The sequence below is a fragment of the Amycolatopsis suaedae genome (genome assembly GCF_004214935.1).
Classification (GTDB): Bacteria; Actinomycetota; Actinomycetes; order Mycobacteriales; family Pseudonocardiaceae; genus Amycolatopsis; species Amycolatopsis suaedae.
Genome location: NZ_SFCC01000002.1, coordinates 243,950 through 261,734 on the forward strand (window position 1 = coordinate 243,950; position 17,785 = coordinate 261,734).

At 69.6% G+C, this 17,785-nt stretch carries 16 protein-coding genes; 5 read left to right on the plus strand and 11 right to left on the minus strand.

Annotated elements, in window-relative coordinates; genetic code table 11:
- Positions 1-195 precede the first annotated feature (195 nt).
- Positions 196-1,593, plus strand: coding sequence for a M20/M25/M40 family metallo-hydrolase (locus EWH70_RS04350; RefSeq protein ID WP_130473919.1), 1,398 nt, complete (start codon positions 196-198; stop codon positions 1,591-1,593).
- On the opposite strand, the gene EWH70_RS04355 is transcribed toward EWH70_RS04350, so the two are convergent.
- From EWH70_RS04355 to EWH70_RS04380, 6 genes are read right to left on the minus strand one after another with little or no spacing between them, the layout of a single operon-like run.
- Positions 1,577-2,836 (minus strand): ABC transporter substrate-binding protein, encoded by a 1,260-nt coding sequence (locus EWH70_RS04355; RefSeq protein WP_130473920.1) that lies wholly within the window; start codon positions 2,834-2,836, stop codon positions 1,577-1,579. The genes EWH70_RS04350 and EWH70_RS04355 overlap by 17 nt on opposite strands.
- A gap of 10 nt (positions 2,837-2,846) precedes the next feature.
- Positions 2,847-3,947, minus strand: a complete 1,101-nt coding sequence (locus EWH70_RS04360; protein WP_130473921.1) for a branched-chain amino acid ABC transporter permease — start codon at positions 3,945-3,947, stop codon at positions 2,847-2,849.
- Positions 3,947-4,843 (minus strand): branched-chain amino acid ABC transporter permease, encoded by an 897-nt coding sequence (locus EWH70_RS04365; protein ID WP_130473922.1) that lies wholly within the window; start codon positions 4,841-4,843, stop codon positions 3,947-3,949. Before EWH70_RS04365 ends, EWH70_RS04360 begins: the two co-directional genes overlap by 1 nt.
- On the minus strand, positions 4,840-6,648 hold the full coding sequence (locus EWH70_RS04370) for an AMP-dependent synthetase/ligase (protein WP_130473923.1): 1,809 nt from the start codon (positions 6,646-6,648) through the stop codon (positions 4,840-4,842). Before EWH70_RS04370 ends, EWH70_RS04365 begins: the two co-directional genes overlap by 4 nt.
- On the minus strand, positions 6,645-7,424 hold the full coding sequence (locus tag EWH70_RS04375) for an ABC transporter ATP-binding protein (protein ID WP_130473924.1): 780 nt from the start codon (positions 7,422-7,424) through the stop codon (positions 6,645-6,647). The genes EWH70_RS04370 and EWH70_RS04375 overlap by 4 nt, the downstream gene beginning before the upstream one ends.
- Complete coding sequence (locus EWH70_RS04380; protein WP_130474237.1) at positions 7,412-8,185, minus strand: ABC transporter ATP-binding protein; 774 nt, start codon at positions 8,183-8,185, stop codon at positions 7,412-7,414. The genes EWH70_RS04375 and EWH70_RS04380 overlap by 13 nt, the downstream gene beginning before the upstream one ends.
- Positions 8,186-8,317: 132 nt before the next feature.
- Here EWH70_RS04380 and EWH70_RS04385 point away from each other — a divergent pair, with 132 nt between their 5' ends.
- The gene (locus tag EWH70_RS04385; protein WP_130473925.1) at positions 8,318-9,742 is read left to right on the plus strand and encodes a M20/M25/M40 family metallo-hydrolase; all 1,425 of its coding nucleotides are present in this window, start codon (positions 8,318-8,320) and stop codon (positions 9,740-9,742) included.
- Between the two features lie 376 nt (positions 9,743-10,118).
- Here EWH70_RS04385 and EWH70_RS04390 read toward each other — a convergent pair whose 3' ends face one another.
- The 5 genes from EWH70_RS04390 to EWH70_RS04410 all read right to left on the minus strand — a co-directional run bounded on the left by EWH70_RS04390 (position 10,119) and on the right by EWH70_RS04410 (position 14,941).
- Complete coding sequence (locus EWH70_RS04390) at positions 10,119-10,745, minus strand: hypothetical protein (protein WP_130473926.1); 627 nt, start codon at positions 10,743-10,745, stop codon at positions 10,119-10,121.
- Positions 10,746-10,835: 90 nt separating this feature from the next.
- On the minus strand, positions 10,836-11,459 hold the full coding sequence (locus EWH70_RS04395; RefSeq protein ID WP_130473927.1) for a hypothetical protein: 624 nt from the start codon (positions 11,457-11,459) through the stop codon (positions 10,836-10,838).
- Between the two features lie 32 nt (positions 11,460-11,491).
- A complete protein-coding gene (locus tag EWH70_RS04400) occupies positions 11,492-12,334 on the minus strand; it encodes a transglutaminase family protein (RefSeq protein ID WP_130473928.1) in 843 nt (280 codons plus the stop codon).
- A complete protein-coding gene (locus EWH70_RS04405; RefSeq protein ID WP_130473929.1) occupies positions 12,331-13,278 on the minus strand; it encodes an alpha-E domain-containing protein in 948 nt (315 codons plus the stop codon). Before EWH70_RS04405 ends, EWH70_RS04400 begins: the two co-directional genes overlap by 4 nt.
- Positions 13,279-13,291: 13 nt before the next feature.
- Positions 13,292-14,941, minus strand: coding sequence for a circularly permuted type 2 ATP-grasp protein (locus EWH70_RS04410; RefSeq protein WP_165436147.1), 1,650 nt, complete (start codon positions 14,939-14,941; stop codon positions 13,292-13,294).
- 358 nt (positions 14,942-15,299) lie between these two features.
- Between EWH70_RS04410 and EWH70_RS04415 the strand changes: the two genes are divergently transcribed.
- The 3 genes from EWH70_RS04415 (at position 15,300) to EWH70_RS04425 (ending at position 17,779) form a co-directional block, all read left to right on the plus strand.
- Entirely contained in the window at positions 15,300-16,121 is an 822-nt protein-coding gene (locus EWH70_RS04415; RefSeq protein WP_130473931.1) for a transporter substrate-binding domain-containing protein, read from the plus strand.
- A 75-nt stretch (positions 16,122-16,196) separates the two neighbouring features.
- Positions 16,197-17,006, plus strand: a complete 810-nt coding sequence (locus EWH70_RS04420; RefSeq protein WP_130473932.1) for an amino acid ABC transporter permease — start codon at positions 16,197-16,199, stop codon at positions 17,004-17,006.
- On the plus strand, positions 17,003-17,779 hold the full coding sequence (locus tag EWH70_RS04425) for an amino acid ABC transporter ATP-binding protein (protein ID WP_130473933.1): 777 nt from the start codon (positions 17,003-17,005) through the stop codon (positions 17,777-17,779). The genes EWH70_RS04420 and EWH70_RS04425 overlap by 4 nt, the downstream gene beginning before the upstream one ends.
- Positions 17,780-17,785: the final 6 nt, after the last annotated feature.

The window sequence follows — 17,785 nt, forward strand, 5'->3', positions numbered from 1 at the left end:
GGTGAGCCCTCGAAGCCGATTTGTTGCTCTGAGCTGGGCAAACGCTTGGAAGACCAATGGTGGGGGCGCCGAAGGTAGGTGGTGCATGCGCGGCTGGACCTGCTACTGCGCGGCCCCGCCCGGCGCTGCGCCGGCCCGGTGGGACCGGCAACGTGATCTGGGTCGCACCGCCTCCCGCGTGTCAGTATCGGAGGTATGGACCACGGGGTGCTGCGCGAGACGATCCGGAACCTGTGGGAGGGGGACGCGCTGGCCGGCCTCTCCGAGTTCGTCAGCATCCCGGCGTTGTCGCCCGCGTTCGACGGGCTGTGGGCCAGCAACGGGCACCTGCACGCCGCCGTCGAGCACGTCCGCAAGTGGCTGGCCGCACGCCCGGTCCCCGGTCTGACGGTGGAGGCCGTCAAGCTGCCCGGCCGCACACCGGTGTTGCTGCTCGAAGCGCCGGGCACCGGCTCGGACGGCACCACCGTCATCTACGGCCACCTGGACAAACAGCCCGCGGCGGGTGAGTGGTCGCCGGGGCTGGACCCGTGGATTCCGGTGCTGAAGGACGGGCGGCTGTACGGCCGGGGCGCGGGCGACGACGGTTACGCGGCGTACGCGGCCGGTGCCGCGCTGGAGGCACTGCACCGAGCGGGTGGCAGGTACGGGCGGACGGTCGTGCTGCTGGAGACGTGCGAGGAGTCCGGCAGCCCGGACCTCGCCGCCTACCTCGACCACCTGCGGGACCGGATCGGCGCGGTCTCACTGGTGATCTGCCTGGACGTCGCGGGCGGCGACTACGAGCGGTTGTGGCTGGCCACCTCGCTGCGCGGCATCGCGTTCCTCGACCTGACCGTGCGGGTGCTGGAGTCGGGGGTGCACTCGGGGCACTCCAGCGGGCTCGTCGCCAGTTCGTTCCGGGTGGTCCGGCAGCTGCTGGACCGGCTGGAGGACTCGCGGACCGGCGAGATGCTGCTGCCCGAGCTGCGGGTGGACGTCCCGCCGGACCGGCTGGCGGAGATCCGCGAGGCGGTCGCCGAGGGCGGGCTGCGACCGGAGCTGCCGATGACCCCCGGCGTGCGCCTGGCCGCCGACGACCCGGTGGAGCTGGTGCTGAACAACACCTGGCGCACGACGCTGTCGGTCACCGGCGCCAGCGGCCTGCCGTCACTGGTCGACGCGGGCAACGTGCTGCGGCCCTACACCGGCCTGAAGCTGAGCTTCCGGCTCCCGCCGACGGCCGACGCCGAGGTCGCGCTGAGTGCCATCCGCACCGCGTTGACCACCGACGTCCCGTACGGCGCGCAGGTGAGCATCGAACGGGCCGCCGGCGCGGGCGGCTGGAACGCGCCGCCGCTCGCGCCGTGGCTCGTGTCCACTTTGGACAAGGTGAGCCACGAGGTGTTCGGCAGGCCGTGGCGGGCGATCGGCCTCGGCGGGACCATCCCGTTCCTCGGCTTGTTCGCTCGCGCATACCCGGACGCGCAGTTCGTCGTCACCGGCCCGCGCGGGCCCGGCAACAACGCCCACGTGCCGGACGAGTGGCTGCACCTGGAGCAGACCGCCCGCGTGACCGAGGCGGTCGCCCACATCCTCAGCCAGCGGCCTTGAATTCGTAGGCGCGAGCCGCCTCGGAGCTGAAGTTGTACTTGAGCTTGGCCAGGCCGAACGGCTTGGCCGGGTCGATGCTGAACAGCGTGCTCGACCGCGGCGGGTTGCGGTCGGCGGCCGCGCCGTAGGCGTAGTCGCCTGCCAGCCCGTCGAACGTCACCGTGCCGACCTGCTTCGACGCCTCCAGGATGCCCTCGCGGGACAGGTTGCCCAGCTGCACGGCCTTCTCCAGCACCGCGCCCATGGCCCTGGCCTGGTTGTAGCCGAACGCGAAGTAGTAGTCCGGCTGCTGCTGCGGCGCGAACTGCGTCGCCCGCGCGACCATGTCCCGCATGCCCGGCACGCTCGCATCGCCCCACTCGGTGCCCTCGGACACGATCGTCACGTTCTGCCGCAGGTACGGCGCGATGGCCGACTTCGCGAACGCGCCGGTGTAGCTGGGCGACTGGCCGTACCACTTGGCGCCGAACCGGGCCTGCGCCGCCGTGCCCCAGATCTTCGCGGCGTCGGTCGGGGTGGCGGTGAGGAATACGAGCTGACAGCCTGCACCGGCGAGCTGGCCGATCTGCCCGGCGAAGTTCTCCGTCCCGGCCTTGTACCGCTGGGTGTTGGCGACGGTGAAGCCGTAGCGTTGCGCGGCGAAGTCGATGCCCTGCTGCCCGGCCTCGCCGTACACGTCGTCCTGGATCATCGTGCAGATCTTCGACTGCGGCGTGCCGCCGCCCTCGGTGAGATAGTGGTCCATCGCGTTGATGGCTTGGATCTGGTACGGCGCGCCAACCGGCAGCAGGTTCTCCTCCCGCACCCACAACGCGTCCAGTGACGCGGGCGCCGCCAGCACCTTGTCCGCCTTCAGCTGCGGCAGCACGGCCAGCGTCGACGGCGTGCCGAGCAGCTGGGTGAACGCGACGACGTTGCCCTTGACCTTGTTGTACTGCTGGACCGCCACGTCCGGCTTGTACTGGGTGTCCTCCTGGACCAGTTCCACCTTGTACTTGCCCGCGATGCCGCCCGCGGCGTTGACCTGGTCGAACCACACCTTGTTGCCCGCGGTCAGCGGCTGCCCGATCACCGCGACCGGCCCGGACAGCGGGCTGAGCACGCCGAGCTTGATCGTGGTGCCGTCGAACCCGGTGGCCGACCCGGGTGCGCCGGCCGTGCCGCCGGCGGAGTCGTTGTCATTGCCCGCACCACCGCAGGCCGCGACCAGCAACGCCGTCGCGGCGAGGACTACCCAACGCATGATGAGCCTCCTAGTACGAGAACGGCCAGGCCCTGAAGTAGGCCTTGATCCGCAGCCAGATCCCCGCGAGCCCCAGTGGTTCGAAGACCAGGAACAACACGATCAGCACCCCGAAAATGGCCTGGTTGAGGGCGAAGACGCTGATGAACCCGTCGTCCCCGACGCTGGTCTGCACGCCGGGGATGACCTCGCTGTACCGGTCGATCAGCGCGGGCAGCGCGCCGACGAACAACGCGCCGAGCACCGAGCCGAAGATCGTCCCCAGGCCGCCGACGATGATGATCGCGATGTACTGGATGGACAGCAGCAGGTTCCACTCGTCCGGGCTGACGAACTGCTGGTAGGACCCGAACAACGCGCCAGCCATGGCCGCGATCGCGCTGGAGATCATGAACGCGCCGACCTTGTACCGGCCTGCCCGCACGCCGATCACCTCGGCGGCCTGGTCCCGGTCGCGGATGGCCTGCAGCGCGCGGCCCGGCCGGGTCCGTACCAGGTTCTTCGCCAGCAACGCCACCAGCGCGACCATGCCCCAGACCAGCCAGAACCAGCCCTGGTTGCGGGAGTACTCCTCGCCCGCGATCTCCAGCGCGCCGAGGTCGACCGGTCCCAGCGCCGGTTTCGCCGTGACGGCCGTTCCGGAGTTGCCGCCGGTCACGCCCGTCAGGTTCCGCCACAGGTGCTCGCCGATGAAGATCAGCCCGAGCGTCACGATGGCCAGGTAGTTTCCCCGAAGCCGCAGGGCGAACGGCCCGATCAGCCCGCCGAGCACGGCGCCGGTCAGCGCCGCGGCGGCCAGCCACAGCGGCAGCGGCAGGCCGAGGTCGCCGCCGACCCTGGCCGTCACGTAGGCACCCGCGCCGATGAAGAACGCGTGGCCGAGCGAGATCTGCCCGCAGTAGCCGGTCAGCAGGTTCAGCCCGATCGCGCCGACCGCGGTGATGCCGACGTAGATCAGCACCGACAGCCAGAAGTCGTCGCGCACCACGGTCGGCAGCACCAGGAACACGACCACCATGGCCGCCAGTCCGGCCCGTGCCCACGGCGTGCCGAACAGCCGCAGCTGCTCGGCGTGCGAGCGCTGGAGGTTGCGATGCGGGCGCTGCCTCATCAGATCCTCCGCACGTCCTTGGTGCCGAGCAGGCCGTACGGCCGCAGCAGCAGGATGACGATCATCAGCAGGTACGGCACGATCACCGACACGTTGTCGCCCGCCCAGGAGAACAGCTGGTCCTGGTAGCCGCGGGTGAGTGCCTCGGCCAGCCCGATCAGCAGGCCGCCGAGCACCGCGCCACCCGGCGAATCCAGCCCGCCGAGAATCATCGCCGGGAACGCGGCCAGCGCGATGAACCCGATCGACGGCGACAGCCCGCCCGGCCCGGCCGCCATGGCGATGCCGGCCAGCGCGGCGAGTGCCGCGGCGATGGCCCAGGACACCGCGTACACCCGCCGCGCACTGATGCCCTGTGCCAGCGCGGCCTCCGGGTCGAACGCGGTGCAGCGCATGGCCAGGCCGAGCGAGGTGTAGCGGAAGAACAGGAAGAACCCGGTCACCGCGGCCGCGGTCAGGCCGATCGTCCACAGGTCACGCACGCCGAACACCAGCCCGCCCGCCTCGACCGTGCGGATGTTCCACGGGTTGTCCAGCTGCAGGTTGTCGAAGCCCCAGATCGCGGTGATCACCGGCTCCAGCACGAACAGCAGGCCGATGGTGATCATGATGACCGCGAACGGCGGCTGGCCGACCATGCGCCGCAGCACCAGCCGTTCGAACGTCGCCCCGACCAGCGCCGCGGACAGGCAGGCCAGCAGCACCGCCACCGCGAACGCCAGCGCGAGGTTGGTGGAGAACGTGTAGCCGAGGTAGGCGCCCAGCGCGAGCAGGCCGCCCTGCGCGAAGTTGATGACGCCGGTCGACTTGTAGATGACCACGAACCCGAGTGCCACCAGGGCGTACGTCGACCCCAGCGCGAGCCCGGCGAACACGTTCTGCAAAAAGAAGGTCATCGGTACATCGCCTCGATCTCACTGGCGAAGCGGTCGGCGATGGCCCGGCGCCGGACCTTCTGCGTCGCGGTCAGCTCACCGTCGTCGTGGTCGAGTTCCTTGGTGAGCAACGAGAACCGCTTGACCTGAGCGACGGCGGCGAAGTCCCGGTTGGCCTCGGTCACCACGCTCTGCACCAGCTCCCGCACGTCCTTCTTCGACGCCAGGTCGGCGTAGGTCGTGTAGGCCAGCCCCCGCCGGGTGGCCCAGTTGCCGACGGTGTCGGCCTCGATGCCGATCAACGCCGTCAGGTACGGCCTGCGGTCGCCGATCACCACGGCCTCGCGCACGAACGGTGACACCTTGAGCCGGTTCTCGATCTCCGACGGCGCCACGTTCTTGCCGCCCGCGGTGATCAGGATGTCCTTCTTGCGGTCGGTGATGCGCAGGTAGCCGTCCTCGTCGACGACGCCGACGTCGCCGGTATGCAGCCAGCCGTCGGCGTCGACGGCGGCCTCGGTGGCGAGCGGATCGTCGAGGTAGCCCTGGAACACCCCGGCCGAACGGGTGAGGATCTCGCCGTCGTCGGAGATGCGGATTTCCACGCCGTCCAGCGCCGTGCCGACCGCGCCCAGCCGCACGTCACCGGCGGGCGTGAGCGTGCACAGCGCGGTGTTCTCCGTCTGCCCGTAGCCCTCGCGGACGGGAACCCCGATGGCCCACAGGAACTCCAGCACCTTCGGCGCGATGGGCGCGGCGCCGGACAGCGCCGTGCGTACCCGGACCAGGCCGAGCTTCTCCCGCAGCGCGCGGAACACCAGCAGTTCACACAGGGCCAGCACGAACCGGTCGGCCGGGCGCACGGCGCCGGTCATCCGGCGGGGTGCGATCCGCCTGCCGTGCCGCATGCCGAAGCGGTACAGCGCCCGCTTGAGCCGGGAGGCGTCGGCCATCCGGATCTCGACACCGGCCAGCATCTTCTCCCAGACGCGGGGTACACCGAGGAACACGGTCGGCTGAACGTCCCGCAGGTCGGCGGTGAACGAGGGGCCGCCCTCACCGAAGTTGACCACCGAGCCCGCCCACACCGGGTCGATGACCGACAGCAGCCGTTCGGCGATGTGGCACAGCGGCAGGTAACTGAGCACCTCGTCGCGTGGCCCGGCGCCGACGGCTTCGGTGAACGTCCGGCCGGCGGCGACCAGGTTGGCGTGCGAGATCATCGCGCCCTTCGGCGGTCCGGTGGTGCCGGAGGTGTAGACGAGGATCGCGGTCGACGCGGGGTCGAGTTCGGCCACCGAGGACGCGTATTCGGCGGCAGCGTCCTCGGTGGCCCCGCGGGATTCCAGCTCGGTGAAGGTGAGCAGGTCGTCGACACGGACACCTCGGGGGTCGATCACCACGAGGTGCCGCAGGTTCGGCAGCCGGTCGCGGACGGCCAGCGCCTTGTCCAGTTGTTCCTCGTCCTCGGCGATCAGCACCTCGGTGCGGGAGTGGTGCAGCAGGTACTCGACCTCGTTGGCGGGCGACGTCGGGTAGATACCGACCGCGACCGCGCCGATGCCCTGCACCGCGAGGTCGGCGATCACCCACTCCGGGCGGTTCTCGGAGTGGATGGCCACGCGGGCGCCCGGCCGTACGCCCAGCGACCGCAACCCGGCGGCGACGTGCGCGACCCGCTCGGCGTACCGCCGCCAGCTCGTCTCCCGCCACAGGCCGCGGTGCTTGTCCCGCAACGCGATCCGGTCACCGGCGGTGTGTGCGTGGTGCAGCAGTCGTGCGGGCAGCGTCATGGTGTCCACAGTGGACGCGAGGGTCGCCGTCATGCCGCACCGCCAAGGTAGGCGGCGATGACGTCGGGGTCGGACTGGATGTGCTCCGGCGTGCCGGTGGCCACCATGACCCCGAAGTCCAGCGCCAGCACGCGGTCGGCGAGGTCCATGACCAGCCGCATGTCGTGCTCCACCAGGATCATTGCCGGCTTCAGCTCGCGGCGGACCTCGACCAGGTAGCGGGCCATGTCCTCGGTCTCTTCCAGGTTCATGCCCGCGACCGGCTCGTCCAGCAGCAGCAACCGCGGTTCCATCGCCAGCGCTCTGCCCAGCTCCGCGCGCTTGGCGACGCCGTAGGGCAGCAGGCCGGCCGGGGTGTGCCGGTAGGGCTCCAGCTCCAGCAGCTCGACGACCTCTTCGACGGCCGCGCGGTGGGCGATCTCCTCGCGCTTGGCCCTGCCCCACCACAGCATTCCGGTGAGGAACCCGGTGCGCATGAGGTGATGGCGGCCCAGCATCAGGTTCTCCACCAGGGTGAGGTGGGTGAACAGGCCGAGGTTCTGGAACGTCCGCGCCACGCCGAGTGCGGCGACGGCGGCGGGCGCGCGGCCGGTCAGCGGCTGCCCGTCCAGCGTGATGGTGCCCTCCTGCGGTCGGTAGACCCCGTTGAGGCAGTTGAAGATCGACGTCTTGCCCGCGCCGTTCGGGCCGATCACCGCGAGCAGTTCGCCGCGGTCGACATCGAGGTCGACGGAGTCCAGCGCGGTCACCCCGCCGAACCGGAGGGTGAGCCCGCGGACCCGCAGCAGCGGCTCGCTCACGCGCTCCATCGTTTCCTCCTGCGGTAGCTCTTCACCTCGGCGAAGGAGCCGCCGACCCCCAGGTAGAACTCGCGGATGTCCTCGTCGGCGAGCAGTTCGGCGGCCGGGCCGTCCTTGACGACCTTCCCGGTCTCCAGCACGTAGCCGTAGTTCGCCACCGACAGCGCCATCACGGCGTTCTGCTCGACCAGGAGCACGCTCGTGCCCTGCTGGTTGATCTCCTTGACGATGTCGCGCACCTGCTCGACCAGCTTCGGCGCCAGCCCGAGCGACGGCTCGTCGAGCAGCAACAGCTTCGGCTCGGCCATCAGCGCGCGGCCGATGGCGAGCATCTGCTGCTCGCCGCCGGACAGGTACCCGGCGATCGCGGTACGGCGCTTGGCCAGCACCGGGAACAGGTCGAGCACCCGCTGGTAGGACTGCCGCGCGTCGGCCCTGCGCCGGGTGTAGCCGCCCGCACGCAGGTTCTCGTCGACGGTCAGCTCGGCGAAGACCCGCCTGCCCTCCATCACCTGCGCGATGCCGCGCCGGACGACGTCGGCCGGGTCGGCCCCGGTGATCGGCGCACCGGCGAGGTGCACGGTGCCCTTGGTGATCTTGCCGCGATGCGGGCCGAGCAGGCCGGTGACGGCCCGCAGCAACGTCGTCTTGCCGGCGCCGTTCGCGCCGAGGAGGGCGACCACCGCGCCGTCGGGCACCTCGAGGCTCAGGCCACGCAGCACCAGGACGACGTCCTGGTAGACCACCTCCAGGTTGGCGACGGACAGCATCGGTGTCGACACAGGTGGTCCGCCCTTCAGCCAGCCCCAGCCGTCAGGTGATCTGGATCACAGTGATCTCGGAAGGTAGCCGCCAGCCCGGCGCCGGGGCAAGAGCCCCGGTCGAAACTGTGACCTGTCAGGATGGCTGCCGTGGAACAGACAACAGTGCGTGAGACCGTCCGCCGTATCTGGGCCGACGACGTCCTGCCGAGCCTGTCGGGACTGGTGGAGATCCCCGCCCTGTCCCCGGCTTTCGACACCGAATGGGCCGCGACCGGGCACCTCGACGCGGCGATCGCCCACGTCAAGGGCTGGCTGGAGGCCCGGCAGATCCCGGGCGCCACCGTGCGCGTCGTGCGGCTGGAGGGCCGCACGCCGGTGCTGCTGCTCGACGTGCCCGCGACGCCCAGTGCCGAGGACAGGGGCACCGTCCTGCTCTACGGCCACCTGGACAAGCAGCCGCCGGTCGGCGGCTGGGCCGAGGGCCTCGGCCCGTGGAAGCCGGTGGTCCGGGACGGCAGGCTGTACGGCCGCGGTTCGGCCGACGACGGCTACGCCGGCTACGCGGCCACCGCCGCACTGGAGTCGATCCACGCCGCGGACGGTGCGCACGCGCGGGCCGTCGTGCTGCTGGAGACCGGCGAGGAGTCCGGCAGCCCGGACCTGCCCGCCTACCTCGACGAGCTGAGCGACTTCCTCGGCGACGTGTCGTTCGTCGTGTGCCTGGACTCCGGCGGGCAGGACTACGAGCGGCTGTGGCTGACCACCAGCCTGCGCGGGCTCGTCCAGGTGCGGGTCACCGTTCGGGTGCTGGAGTCCGGGCAGCACAGCGGCCTGGCCAGCGGCGTCGTGCCCAGCTCATTCCGCGTGCTGCGGCTGCTGCTGGACCGGCTGGAGGACCCGGCGACCGGTGAGCTGAAGCTGCCCGAGCTGAACGTCGATATCCCGGCGAACCGGGTCGAGGAAGCCACCCGGACGGCGGAGTCCGTCGCCAGCATGAGCACGGCGTTCCCGCTGGCCGGCTCGACGCGGCCGGTCACCGAGGACAGCCTGGAGCAGCTGCTGAACAACAGCTGGCGGCCCACGCTGTCGGTGCTCGGCGCCGCCGGCCTGCCCGACCCGGCCGAGGCAGGCAACGTCCTGCGGGACTCGACGACGCTCGCGCTCGGCTTCCGGCTGCCGCCCACCGCCGACTCGGCCGCCGCACTGGCCGCCATCGAGAAGGTGCTCACCACCGACGTCCCGTACTCGGCGACCGTCGAGCTGTCCGGCCTGGAGTACGCCGACGGCTGGAACGCCCCGGCGACCGCGCCGTGGCTGTCGGCCGCGCTGGACCACGTCGGTGAGGCCGTGTTCGCGGCGCCGTCGCGCTCGGTCGGCCTCGGCGGGTCGATCCCGTTCATGGGGCTGCTCGGTGAGAAGTACCCGAACGCGCAGTTCCTGGTGACCGGCGCACTGGGCCCGGACTCGAACGCCCACGTGCCCGACGAGTGGCTGCACCTGGACCAGGCGCAACGCGTCACCGAGGCCGTCGCCCACATCCTGGACGCGCACGCCCGCGGCTGACGCCCAAAGCTCGTGAAGGCCACCTTCACCACGTGAGACGTCAGGGTCCCGGTAAAAGTCGGGAGTCGTGGGCGATTGCCGTGAGGGCCCCCTTCACGGCATCAGACGCCACCACATCCGCCCTCACCCCGGCACAACCACCCCGCCAGCCTCGCACGCCACAACCATCCCACCAGCCACCACGAACGAGACAACTCAGCAAGCACCAGAGCACGTGAAGGCCACCATCACCACGTCACACGTAATGAAGGTGGCCTTCACGAGCTTGATCCAAGCCCACCTCTCGCGATCCGGAACCGGCGTGCCGGACAGTGGAACCAGCCGGGCGGGAACGGACAACTCGCGGGTGTGGCCTTCACGTGCTTCGACGGCGACGCTACTTCCAGTCCCGCCGTTTCGCCTCGTCCTCGGTGACGAACGAGATGTTGGTGGCCCCGCCGACCCACACCTCGCGGACGTCGGTGGTGACGTCGTAGTGGTAGCAGCGGATGCCCGTCTCGGTCCAGTCCCGGTCGGGCTTGATGGGCACCGTGGTCACCTCGGGCATCTTGTCGCAGCGGACCTGGTCTTCGGCGGCGGGCGGCTCGCCGTCCTCCTCCGAGACCAGCATTTTGTAGAACTCGCGGTGCACGTACGCGCGGGTGAGGAAGCGCGTCTCCGAGCTGATGTCCAAGGTGTAGAGGCTGCTACCGGTGCCGCCGATCTTCGCGGTGAAGGTCACCTCATGCCCGTGGAAACGCGCGTTGCACGGCACGATCTGGCCGTACTGCGACCACGTGCACTTGACCTCCAGGGCTGGGTCCGGTCCACCGATCATGGCCTCGGCGTCCTCCCGGACCTCATGCGTGACCTGCCCGGACATGTCACGGGGGCGCTCCACACTCGCCGGGCTCGGCGTGGGCGGCGGACTGGTGACGGGGTCGGTCTTCGCCTCCTCGAACCTGGGCCCGCACGCGGTCAACGTGACCAGGAGCAGGCAGGCCAGGGCGACAGGGCGGTTCATGATCGGCGACCGTACCGCCCTGCGATGGCAAACTCATGTCAGAACGCCTGCCGTGGGCGTGCCCGTGCGCCATGGCCCGCGATGGCCTGACTACTTCCAGTCCCGCCGCTTGGCCTCGTCCTCGGTGACGAAGGACAACTGGCTGACCCCGTCGGTCCAGACCTCCCGGACGTCGGTCACGTTGTCGTAGTGGTAGCACCGCACGCCGGTGTCGGTCCACGCATCGCCCGGCTTGACCGGAATCGTGGACATCTCCGGCATCTTGTCGCAGCGGACCTGGTCGTCGGCGGCGGGCGGCTCGCCGTCCTCCTCGCGGACCAGCGTCTCGTAGAACTTGCGGTGCACGTCCGCGCGGCTGAGGAACCGGCGCTCCGCGGTGATGTCCAGCTTGACGAGGGCGCTGCCGCCGCGGTGGAGCTCGACGTTGAACGTCACCTCGTGCCCCTGGTAGCGCGCGGTGCACGGCACGAACTTGCTCTGCGAGGAGTACGCGCACTGGACGTCCAGGCCCGGGGTCGGCCCGCCGAGCATGCCCTCGGCGTCCCGCCGGACCTCATGGGTGATCTGACCGGCCATGTCGCGTGGGCGTTCCACGCTGGCGGGGCTGGGCGTGGGCGGCGGGCTGGTGACGGGGTCGGTCTTCGCCTCCTCGAACCTGGGCGCGCACGCGCTCAGCGCGAACAGGCAGGTCAGCGCGGCGGTGAGACGCTTCATGATCGTGAAGCTAGCGCCACCCGATGGCAGAACTATGCCAAGCGCGTCAGCTGCACCGAGACGTCGAGGGTGGACTGACCGCCGCCGGTGAAGATGCCCTTCAGCGGGGCGACGTCGGCGTAGTCCCGGCCGGTCGCCACCCACACGTGGCGAGGGCCGACCGGGATGGCGTTGGTCGGGTCGTAGGCCCACCAGCCACCGGTCCACGCGTCGATCCACGCGTGGCTCTCCCCCTCGACAGTCTCGTCCAGCTTCGCCTCCGGCCTGGTGTGCAGATAGCCGGAGACGTAGCGGGCCGGGATGCCGACCGACCGCAGCATCGTCAGCGAGACGTGTGCGAAGTCCTGGCAGACGCCCTCCCGCGCCCGCCAGGCGTCGGTGGCCGTCGAGTGCACGCCGGTCGTGCCCGGCTGGTACTTGAGCTGCTCGTACACCCAGCCGCAGATGGCCAGCACCGCGTCGGCGGGTCCTTTGCCGCGGCACAGCTCGCGTGCCATCCGGGACAGTTCGCGGTCGCGCGGGGTGTAGTCGGTGGTCTCCAGGTACTCCGAGCGCTCGTCAACGACCTCGTCGGACCGTAACTGCTTCCAGTTCGCGTCCCGTACCGGCACCGGGGCGTCCATGGTCTCCACCACCGACGTCGCCACCACGGTGAACTCGGTATGCGGTGCGTGCAGGTCGAACGAGGTGACGACCGTGCCCCAGTAGTCGGAGTAGCGGTACGCCCTGGTCGCGGGCGAGGTCTCGATCCGGTGCGCGACGACGTTCTGCCGCCGGTCCGACCGTGGCGTCAGCCTGGCCTCGTTGTACGACTGGGTCGCCGGGGTCTCGTAGCGGTACCCGGTGCTGTGCACCACCCGCATCCGCCAGGTCACAGGCTCACCTCCGCGCCGTGCCACGCCACCCAGGGCGAGGAGTGGAAGTACTGCACGGACACGGCCTCCCCGGTCTCGCGGATCGTCGTCTGCAGGCCGCGTAGCCGTTTCGGCAGGTCCTCCAGCAGGTCGGCGGGGCGCAGGAACTCCAGCTCACTGCGGGCGCGGCCGAGCAGCCGCAACGCCTCGGCCTTCTCGTTGCCGCGCCCGTGTGTGCCGCGCGCCAGCTGGTCCAGGCAGGATTCCGCCTGCCGCAGCGCGTGGAACACCGAGCGTGGGAACAGCGTGTCCCGCAGCAGGAACTGCACCACCCTGCCCGCGTCCAGCGCGCCACGGTAGGTGCGCAGGTAGGTGTCCTGCGCGCCGGCCGAGCGCAGCACGGTGATCCACCCGGGGCTGGACGCCTTGTCCTGCACCCGCGACAGCAGCAGCCGCACCACCATGTCGGCGCGCTCGACCGACCGGCCGAGCACCAGGAACAGCCAGCCGTCGTCGCGGCTCATCGTGGAGTCGGCGAGGCCGGCGAACATCGCGGCGCGTTCCTCGATGAACGACAGGAACGAGTGCGGGCCCGCCCTGCGCGCGTACCGTTGCCGGTCCGGCACGGCGTTCCAGGTCGCGTTGAGGCACTCCCACATCTCCGTCGAGACGACCTCGCGCGCACCTCGGGTGTTCTCCCGCGCCGCGGTGATCGAGCCGACGATGGAGCTGGCGTTCTCCTTGGCGTAGGCCACCAGCTCGGTCAGCTTCCACACGTCCAGCTCGACACCTGCCTGCGGCGGGATGCCCAGTACCGCCAGGAGCTGGCGGCTGGCTTGGTCGGGGTCGACGCTGGCGTCCTCCAGCAGCTGGTGCACCGAGACGTTCAGGATGCGTGCGGTGTCGTCGGCGCGTTCGACGTAGCGGCCGATCCAGTACAACGATTCGGCATTGCGAGCCAGCACGTCCGCCTCCTCGTCATTGTTGCTGCTGCTGGGCGCTGGTCAGCTCGGGCCCCTGCTCGGCCACCAGCCCGTCCACATCGGACTGTGTGGCCAGCGCGGGCTGGGCCAGTTCGCGCTCGGCGGTCGACGACCGGCTGGCCAGCACCCAGGTGTCCTTCGACCCGCCGCCCTGCGAGGAGTTGACCACCAGGCTGCCCTCGGGCAGCGCCACCCTGGTCAGCCCGCCGGGCAGGACGAAGACGAAGTTGCCGTCGTTGACCGCGAACGGCCGCAGGTCGACGTGCCGCGGCGCCAGCCGTTCGTCCACCTTGGACGGAACGGTGGACAGCTGCACCACCGGCTGTGCGATCCAGCCGCGGCGGTCCGCCCTGATCTTGCGGCGGACCTCGGCCAGTTCCCTCGCGGTGGCGTTGGGCCCGAACACGATGCCGTACCCGCCGGAGCCCTCGACCGGCTTGATCACCAGCTCGTCGAGGTGGGCGAGCACGTGGTTCAGCTCGTCGGGCAGCCAGCAGCGGAACGTGTCGACGTTGGGCAGGATCGGTTTCTCGTTCAGGTAATAGCGCACCATCTCCGGTACGTAGGTGTAGACCAGCTTGTCGTCACCGACGCCGTTGCCGACCGCGTTGGCGATCACGACGTTGCCCGCGCGGGCGGCGTTGAGCACGCCCGCGATGCCGAGTACGGAGTCCGGCCGGTAGTGCACCGGGTCGAGGAACTCGTCGTCGATGCGCCGGTAGATGACGTCGACCTGCTGCTCGCCCTCGGTGGTGCGCAGGTAGACGACGTTGTCGCGGCAGAACATGTCCCTGCCCTCGACCAGCTCGACGCCCATTTGCCTGGCCAGCAGCGAGTGCTCGAAGTAGGCGGAGTTGTGGATGCCCGGCGTCAGCACGACGATCATCGGATCCGCGACGTTGGCCGCCGCCGCGGCACGCAACGCCCGCAGCAGGTGCGTGGCGTAGTCGCCGACCGGGCGCACCCGGTGCTGGGCGAACAGGTCCGGGAACACGCGCGCCATCGTGCGGCGGTTCTCCATCACGTAGGACACCCCGGACGGGTTGCGCAGGTTGTCCTCCAGCACCCGGAACGTCCCGGCCTCGTCGCGGACCAGGTCGATGCCGGCGACGTGGATGCGCACGCCGTTGGGCGGGCTGATGCCGAACGCCTCGCGCTGGAAGTAGGCACACGAGGTGACCAGCCGCCGGGGCAGCACCCGGTCGCGCAGGATCTGGGCGTCGCCGTAGACGTCGTCGAGGAACGCCTCCAGTGCCCGGACGCGCTGCGCCACCCCGCGTTCCAGCCGGGCCCACTCGGCCGCGGTGATCACCCGCGGCACCAGGTCCAGCGGGAACGGCCGTTCCTGGCCGGAGAGGGAGAACGTGATGCCCTGGTCGACCAGCGCCCGGTCGAGTGCCGCCGAGCGGGCGGTGAGGTCGCCCGCGTCGAGTGCGGCGATCGACTCGTACAACGCGCGGTAGGGCGGGCGCACGGTCCCGTCCCCGGCGAACATCTCGTCGTAGGCACCCGGATGCGGCCGGTTGGCCGCCAGGTAGCCGTCGAACTGCGCGCCGGGCCTGCCGTTGGTCCGAGCACGCGCCGTCCGGGGCCGCATTCCCGCCGGCGGCAGCTTCGGCGGCGCGTTGTTGTTCATGGAGGTCATCGTGACGCACCGCGCGTCGGTTGCACGAGGTGTGTTTGTGATTCACCAAATTAGCGAAGTTTCAGGTGAACTATAGACATGGAGGGTCACCTAGCGCGTCAGTCCCAATGCCCCGTCCACATAGGCGACCAGGGTCCGTTCCGGACCTACTACACGGATACTTTCGGCTGGTATACGACCAGCGTCAGCTATCTCGCCGTCAAGAGCCCCGAGGTCACGCTGACCTGCTGAGTGTCCGCTGAGTGGTGCACAGGCGTCCGCTTCGCAACGGGGCCGTAACGTCCGAACTCTGGGCAGTTGGTACTGAAGAGTGGCAGGATGCAAATCTGCCCGAGTACTGACTACTAGGAGTTACACAGTGGCGCGTCGACACACACGCAGAGCGCTCGCCGTGGTCCCCGTCGTGGCACTGGCCGTGACCGCGGCAGGCTGCGCCCAGCAGGTGAACACCGGTGGAAACACCGAGGCCGGAGGGCAGATCACCCTCGTGGAGGCGGGCAAACTCACGACCTGCACGCACCTGCCGTACGCGCCGTTCCAGTTCACCCAGGGCGACAAGACCGTCGGCTTCGACGTCGACCTCGTCGACCTGGTGCTCCCGCTGGTCGGGGCTTCGGAGCAGAAGATCTTCGACACGCCGTTCGAGGGAATCCAGACCGGTGAGTCGCTGAACATCGGCAAGTGTGACGTGGCCGCCGCCGCGATGACGATCAAGCCGGAGCGTCAGGCGGTGATGGACTTCTCCGACCCCTACTTCGACGCCAAGCAGGCGCTGCTGGTCAAGAAGGGCTCCGGTCTGGACAGCCTGGAGAAGCTGCGCGGCAAGAAGCTGGGCGTGCAGCAGGGCACCACCGGTGAGAAGTACGCGAACGAGAACAAGGACAAGTTCGGTTACGAGATCATCCAGTTCGAGGACCTCGCGCTGGAGCAGACGGCCGTGAAGACCGGCCAGGTCGACGCTGGTATCAACGACGACGTGGTGCTGTTGGACTACCTCAAGGCCAACCCCGACGTCGAGGTGACGACCACCTTCGACACCGGCGAGGTCTACGGCATCGCCGTCAAGAAGGGCAACGGCGCACTGCTGGCGAAGGTGAACGAGGCGCTGAAGAAGGCGAAGTCGGACGGAACGTACGACCGCATCTACGAGAAGTGGTTCGGCAAGAAGCCGACTCCCTGATCCGTCGCCGGAAGGGGCGGCCACCGCGGTGGCCGCCCCTTCCGCTGTCAGCCCTCGACTGGAGAAATCCCGATCATGGCACTATCGAAGCGCAAGCGACGTCAGCGAATTCAGCTGGCTCAGTACGCGCTGCTGGCGATCATCATCGTCGTACTCGCGCTCATCGCGGACTGGGGCGACATCCAGCGCGCGTTCTTCGACGTTGACGCCGCTGCCAAGCAGTTCCCCGGCATCCTGACCGTCGCGCTGAAGAACACCATTATCTACACCCTGCTCGGTTTCGCCGTCGGGCTCGGGCTCGGCTTGGTGCTGGCACTGATGAAGCTGTCCTCGGTGCCGCCCTACCGCTGGATCGCCACGGTCTACATCGAGTTCTTCCGTGGTGTTCCCGCGCTGCTGATCTTCATCGCGCTGGGCTTCGGCGTGCCCACGGCGTTCGGCCTGATCTTCGACATCTACTCCACGGTGGCGATCTCGCTGGGCTCGGTAGGCGCCGCCTACATCGCGGAGACGATTCGCGCCGGTATCCAGGCTGTCCCGCCCGGCCAGGTGGAGGCCGCGCGTTCGCTGGGCATGAGTCAGGGCAGGGCGATGGTGACCATCGTCATCCCGCAGGCGTTCCGCATCATCCTGCCGCCGCTGACCAACGAGCTGATCCTGCTCACCAAGGACTCCTCGCTGATCTATCTGCTGGGCGTCAGCCGTGACCAGTTCGAGCTGACCAAGTGGGGCCGCGAGGGCCTCAACGACACCGGTTCGATGACCCCGATCCTGCTCGCCGGCCTCTGCTACCTGATCATCACCCTGCCACTGGGTTACCTGTCGCGGTACCTGGAGCGTCGTGCCGGCAGGCAGAAGGACCGCGGCCTGGAGGTTGAAGCGTGAGCCCCGTCGTCGAGATCACCGGACTGCAGAAGGCGTTCGGCGAACTGCAGGTGCTCAAGGGCATCGATCTGCAGGTCGAGCGTGGCCAGGTGGTCTGTGTCATCGGGCCGTCCGGTTCCGGCAAGTCGACGCTGCTGCGTTGCGTCAACATGCTGGAGGAGCCCAACAACGGCACGATTGCCGTCAACGGCACCGAGTTGACCGATCCGGACGTCGACATCGACGCCGCGCGGCGATCGATCGGCATGGTGTTCCAGTCGTTCAACCTGTTCTCGCACCTGTGTGTCCTGGACAACCTCACGGTGGCCCAGCGCAAGGTCCTCAAGCGAGACAAGGAGGAAGCCGAGCGCATCGCCAGGGACAACCTGAAGCGGGTCGGCCTGTCGGACAAGGCCGGTTCCATGCCCTCGCAGCTGTCCGGCGGTCAGCAGCAGCGGGTGGCGATCGCCCGTGCGCTGTCGATGAACCCGGACCTGATGCTGTTCGACGAGCCGACCTCGGCGCTCGACCCGGAGCTGGTCGGCGACGTGCTGAGCGTCATGCGCCAGCTCGCCGAGGAGGGTATGACGATGCTCGTGGTGACGCACGAGATGCAGTTCGCCCGCGAGGTCGCCGACGTCGTGCTGTTCATGGACGGCGGCGTCGTCGTCGAGCAGGGGCCGCCGGAGCAGGTCATCGGCAACCCGCAGCAGCAGCGCACCCAGACGTTCCTGTCCCGGGTGCTCAACCCGACCCACGTCAGAGACGGGGAGGGGTCCCTCCCGGACGCGTGACACTAG

What these genes read in the sequence shown, in the direction of transcription:
- EWH70_RS04350 (WP_130473919.1), top strand. Translation starts at nt 196, where the DNA reads ATGGACCACGGGGTGCTGCGCGAGACGATCCGGAACCTGTGGGAGGGG.
- EWH70_RS04355 (WP_130473920.1), bottom strand. Translation starts at nt 2,836, where the DNA reads ATGCGTTGGGTAGTCCTCGCCGCGACGGCGTTGCTGGTCGCGGCCTGC.
- EWH70_RS04360 (WP_130473921.1), bottom strand. Translation starts at nt 3,947, where the DNA reads ATGAGGCAGCGCCCGCATCGCAACCTCCAGCGCTCGCACGCCGAGCAG.
- EWH70_RS04365 (WP_130473922.1), bottom strand. Translation starts at nt 4,843, where the DNA reads ATGACCTTCTTTTTGCAGAACGTGTTCGCCGGGCTCGCGCTGGGGTCG.
- EWH70_RS04370 (WP_130473923.1), bottom strand. Translation starts at nt 6,648, where the DNA reads ATGACGGCGACCCTCGCGTCCACTGTGGACACCATGACGCTGCCCGCA.
- EWH70_RS04375 (WP_130473924.1), bottom strand. Translation starts at nt 7,424, where the DNA reads ATGGAGCGCGTGAGCGAGCCGCTGCTGCGGGTCCGCGGGCTCACCCTC.
- EWH70_RS04380 (WP_130474237.1), bottom strand. Translation starts at nt 8,185, where the DNA reads ATGCTGTCCGTCGCCAACCTGGAGGTGGTCTACCAGGACGTCGTCCTG.
- EWH70_RS04385 (WP_130473925.1), top strand. Translation starts at nt 8,318, where the DNA reads ATGGCTGCCGTGGAACAGACAACAGTGCGTGAGACCGTCCGCCGTATC.
- EWH70_RS04390 (WP_130473926.1), bottom strand. Translation starts at nt 10,745, where the DNA reads ATGAACCGCCCTGTCGCCCTGGCCTGCCTGCTCCTGGTCACGTTGACC.
- EWH70_RS04395 (WP_130473927.1), bottom strand. Translation starts at nt 11,459, where the DNA reads ATGAAGCGTCTCACCGCCGCGCTGACCTGCCTGTTCGCGCTGAGCGCG.
- EWH70_RS04410 (WP_165436147.1), bottom strand. Translation starts at nt 14,941, where the DNA reads ATGACCTCCATGAACAACAACGCGCCGCCGAAGCTGCCGCCGGCGGGA.
- EWH70_RS04420 (WP_130473932.1), top strand. Translation starts at nt 16,197, where the DNA reads ATGGCACTATCGAAGCGCAAGCGACGTCAGCGAATTCAGCTGGCTCAG.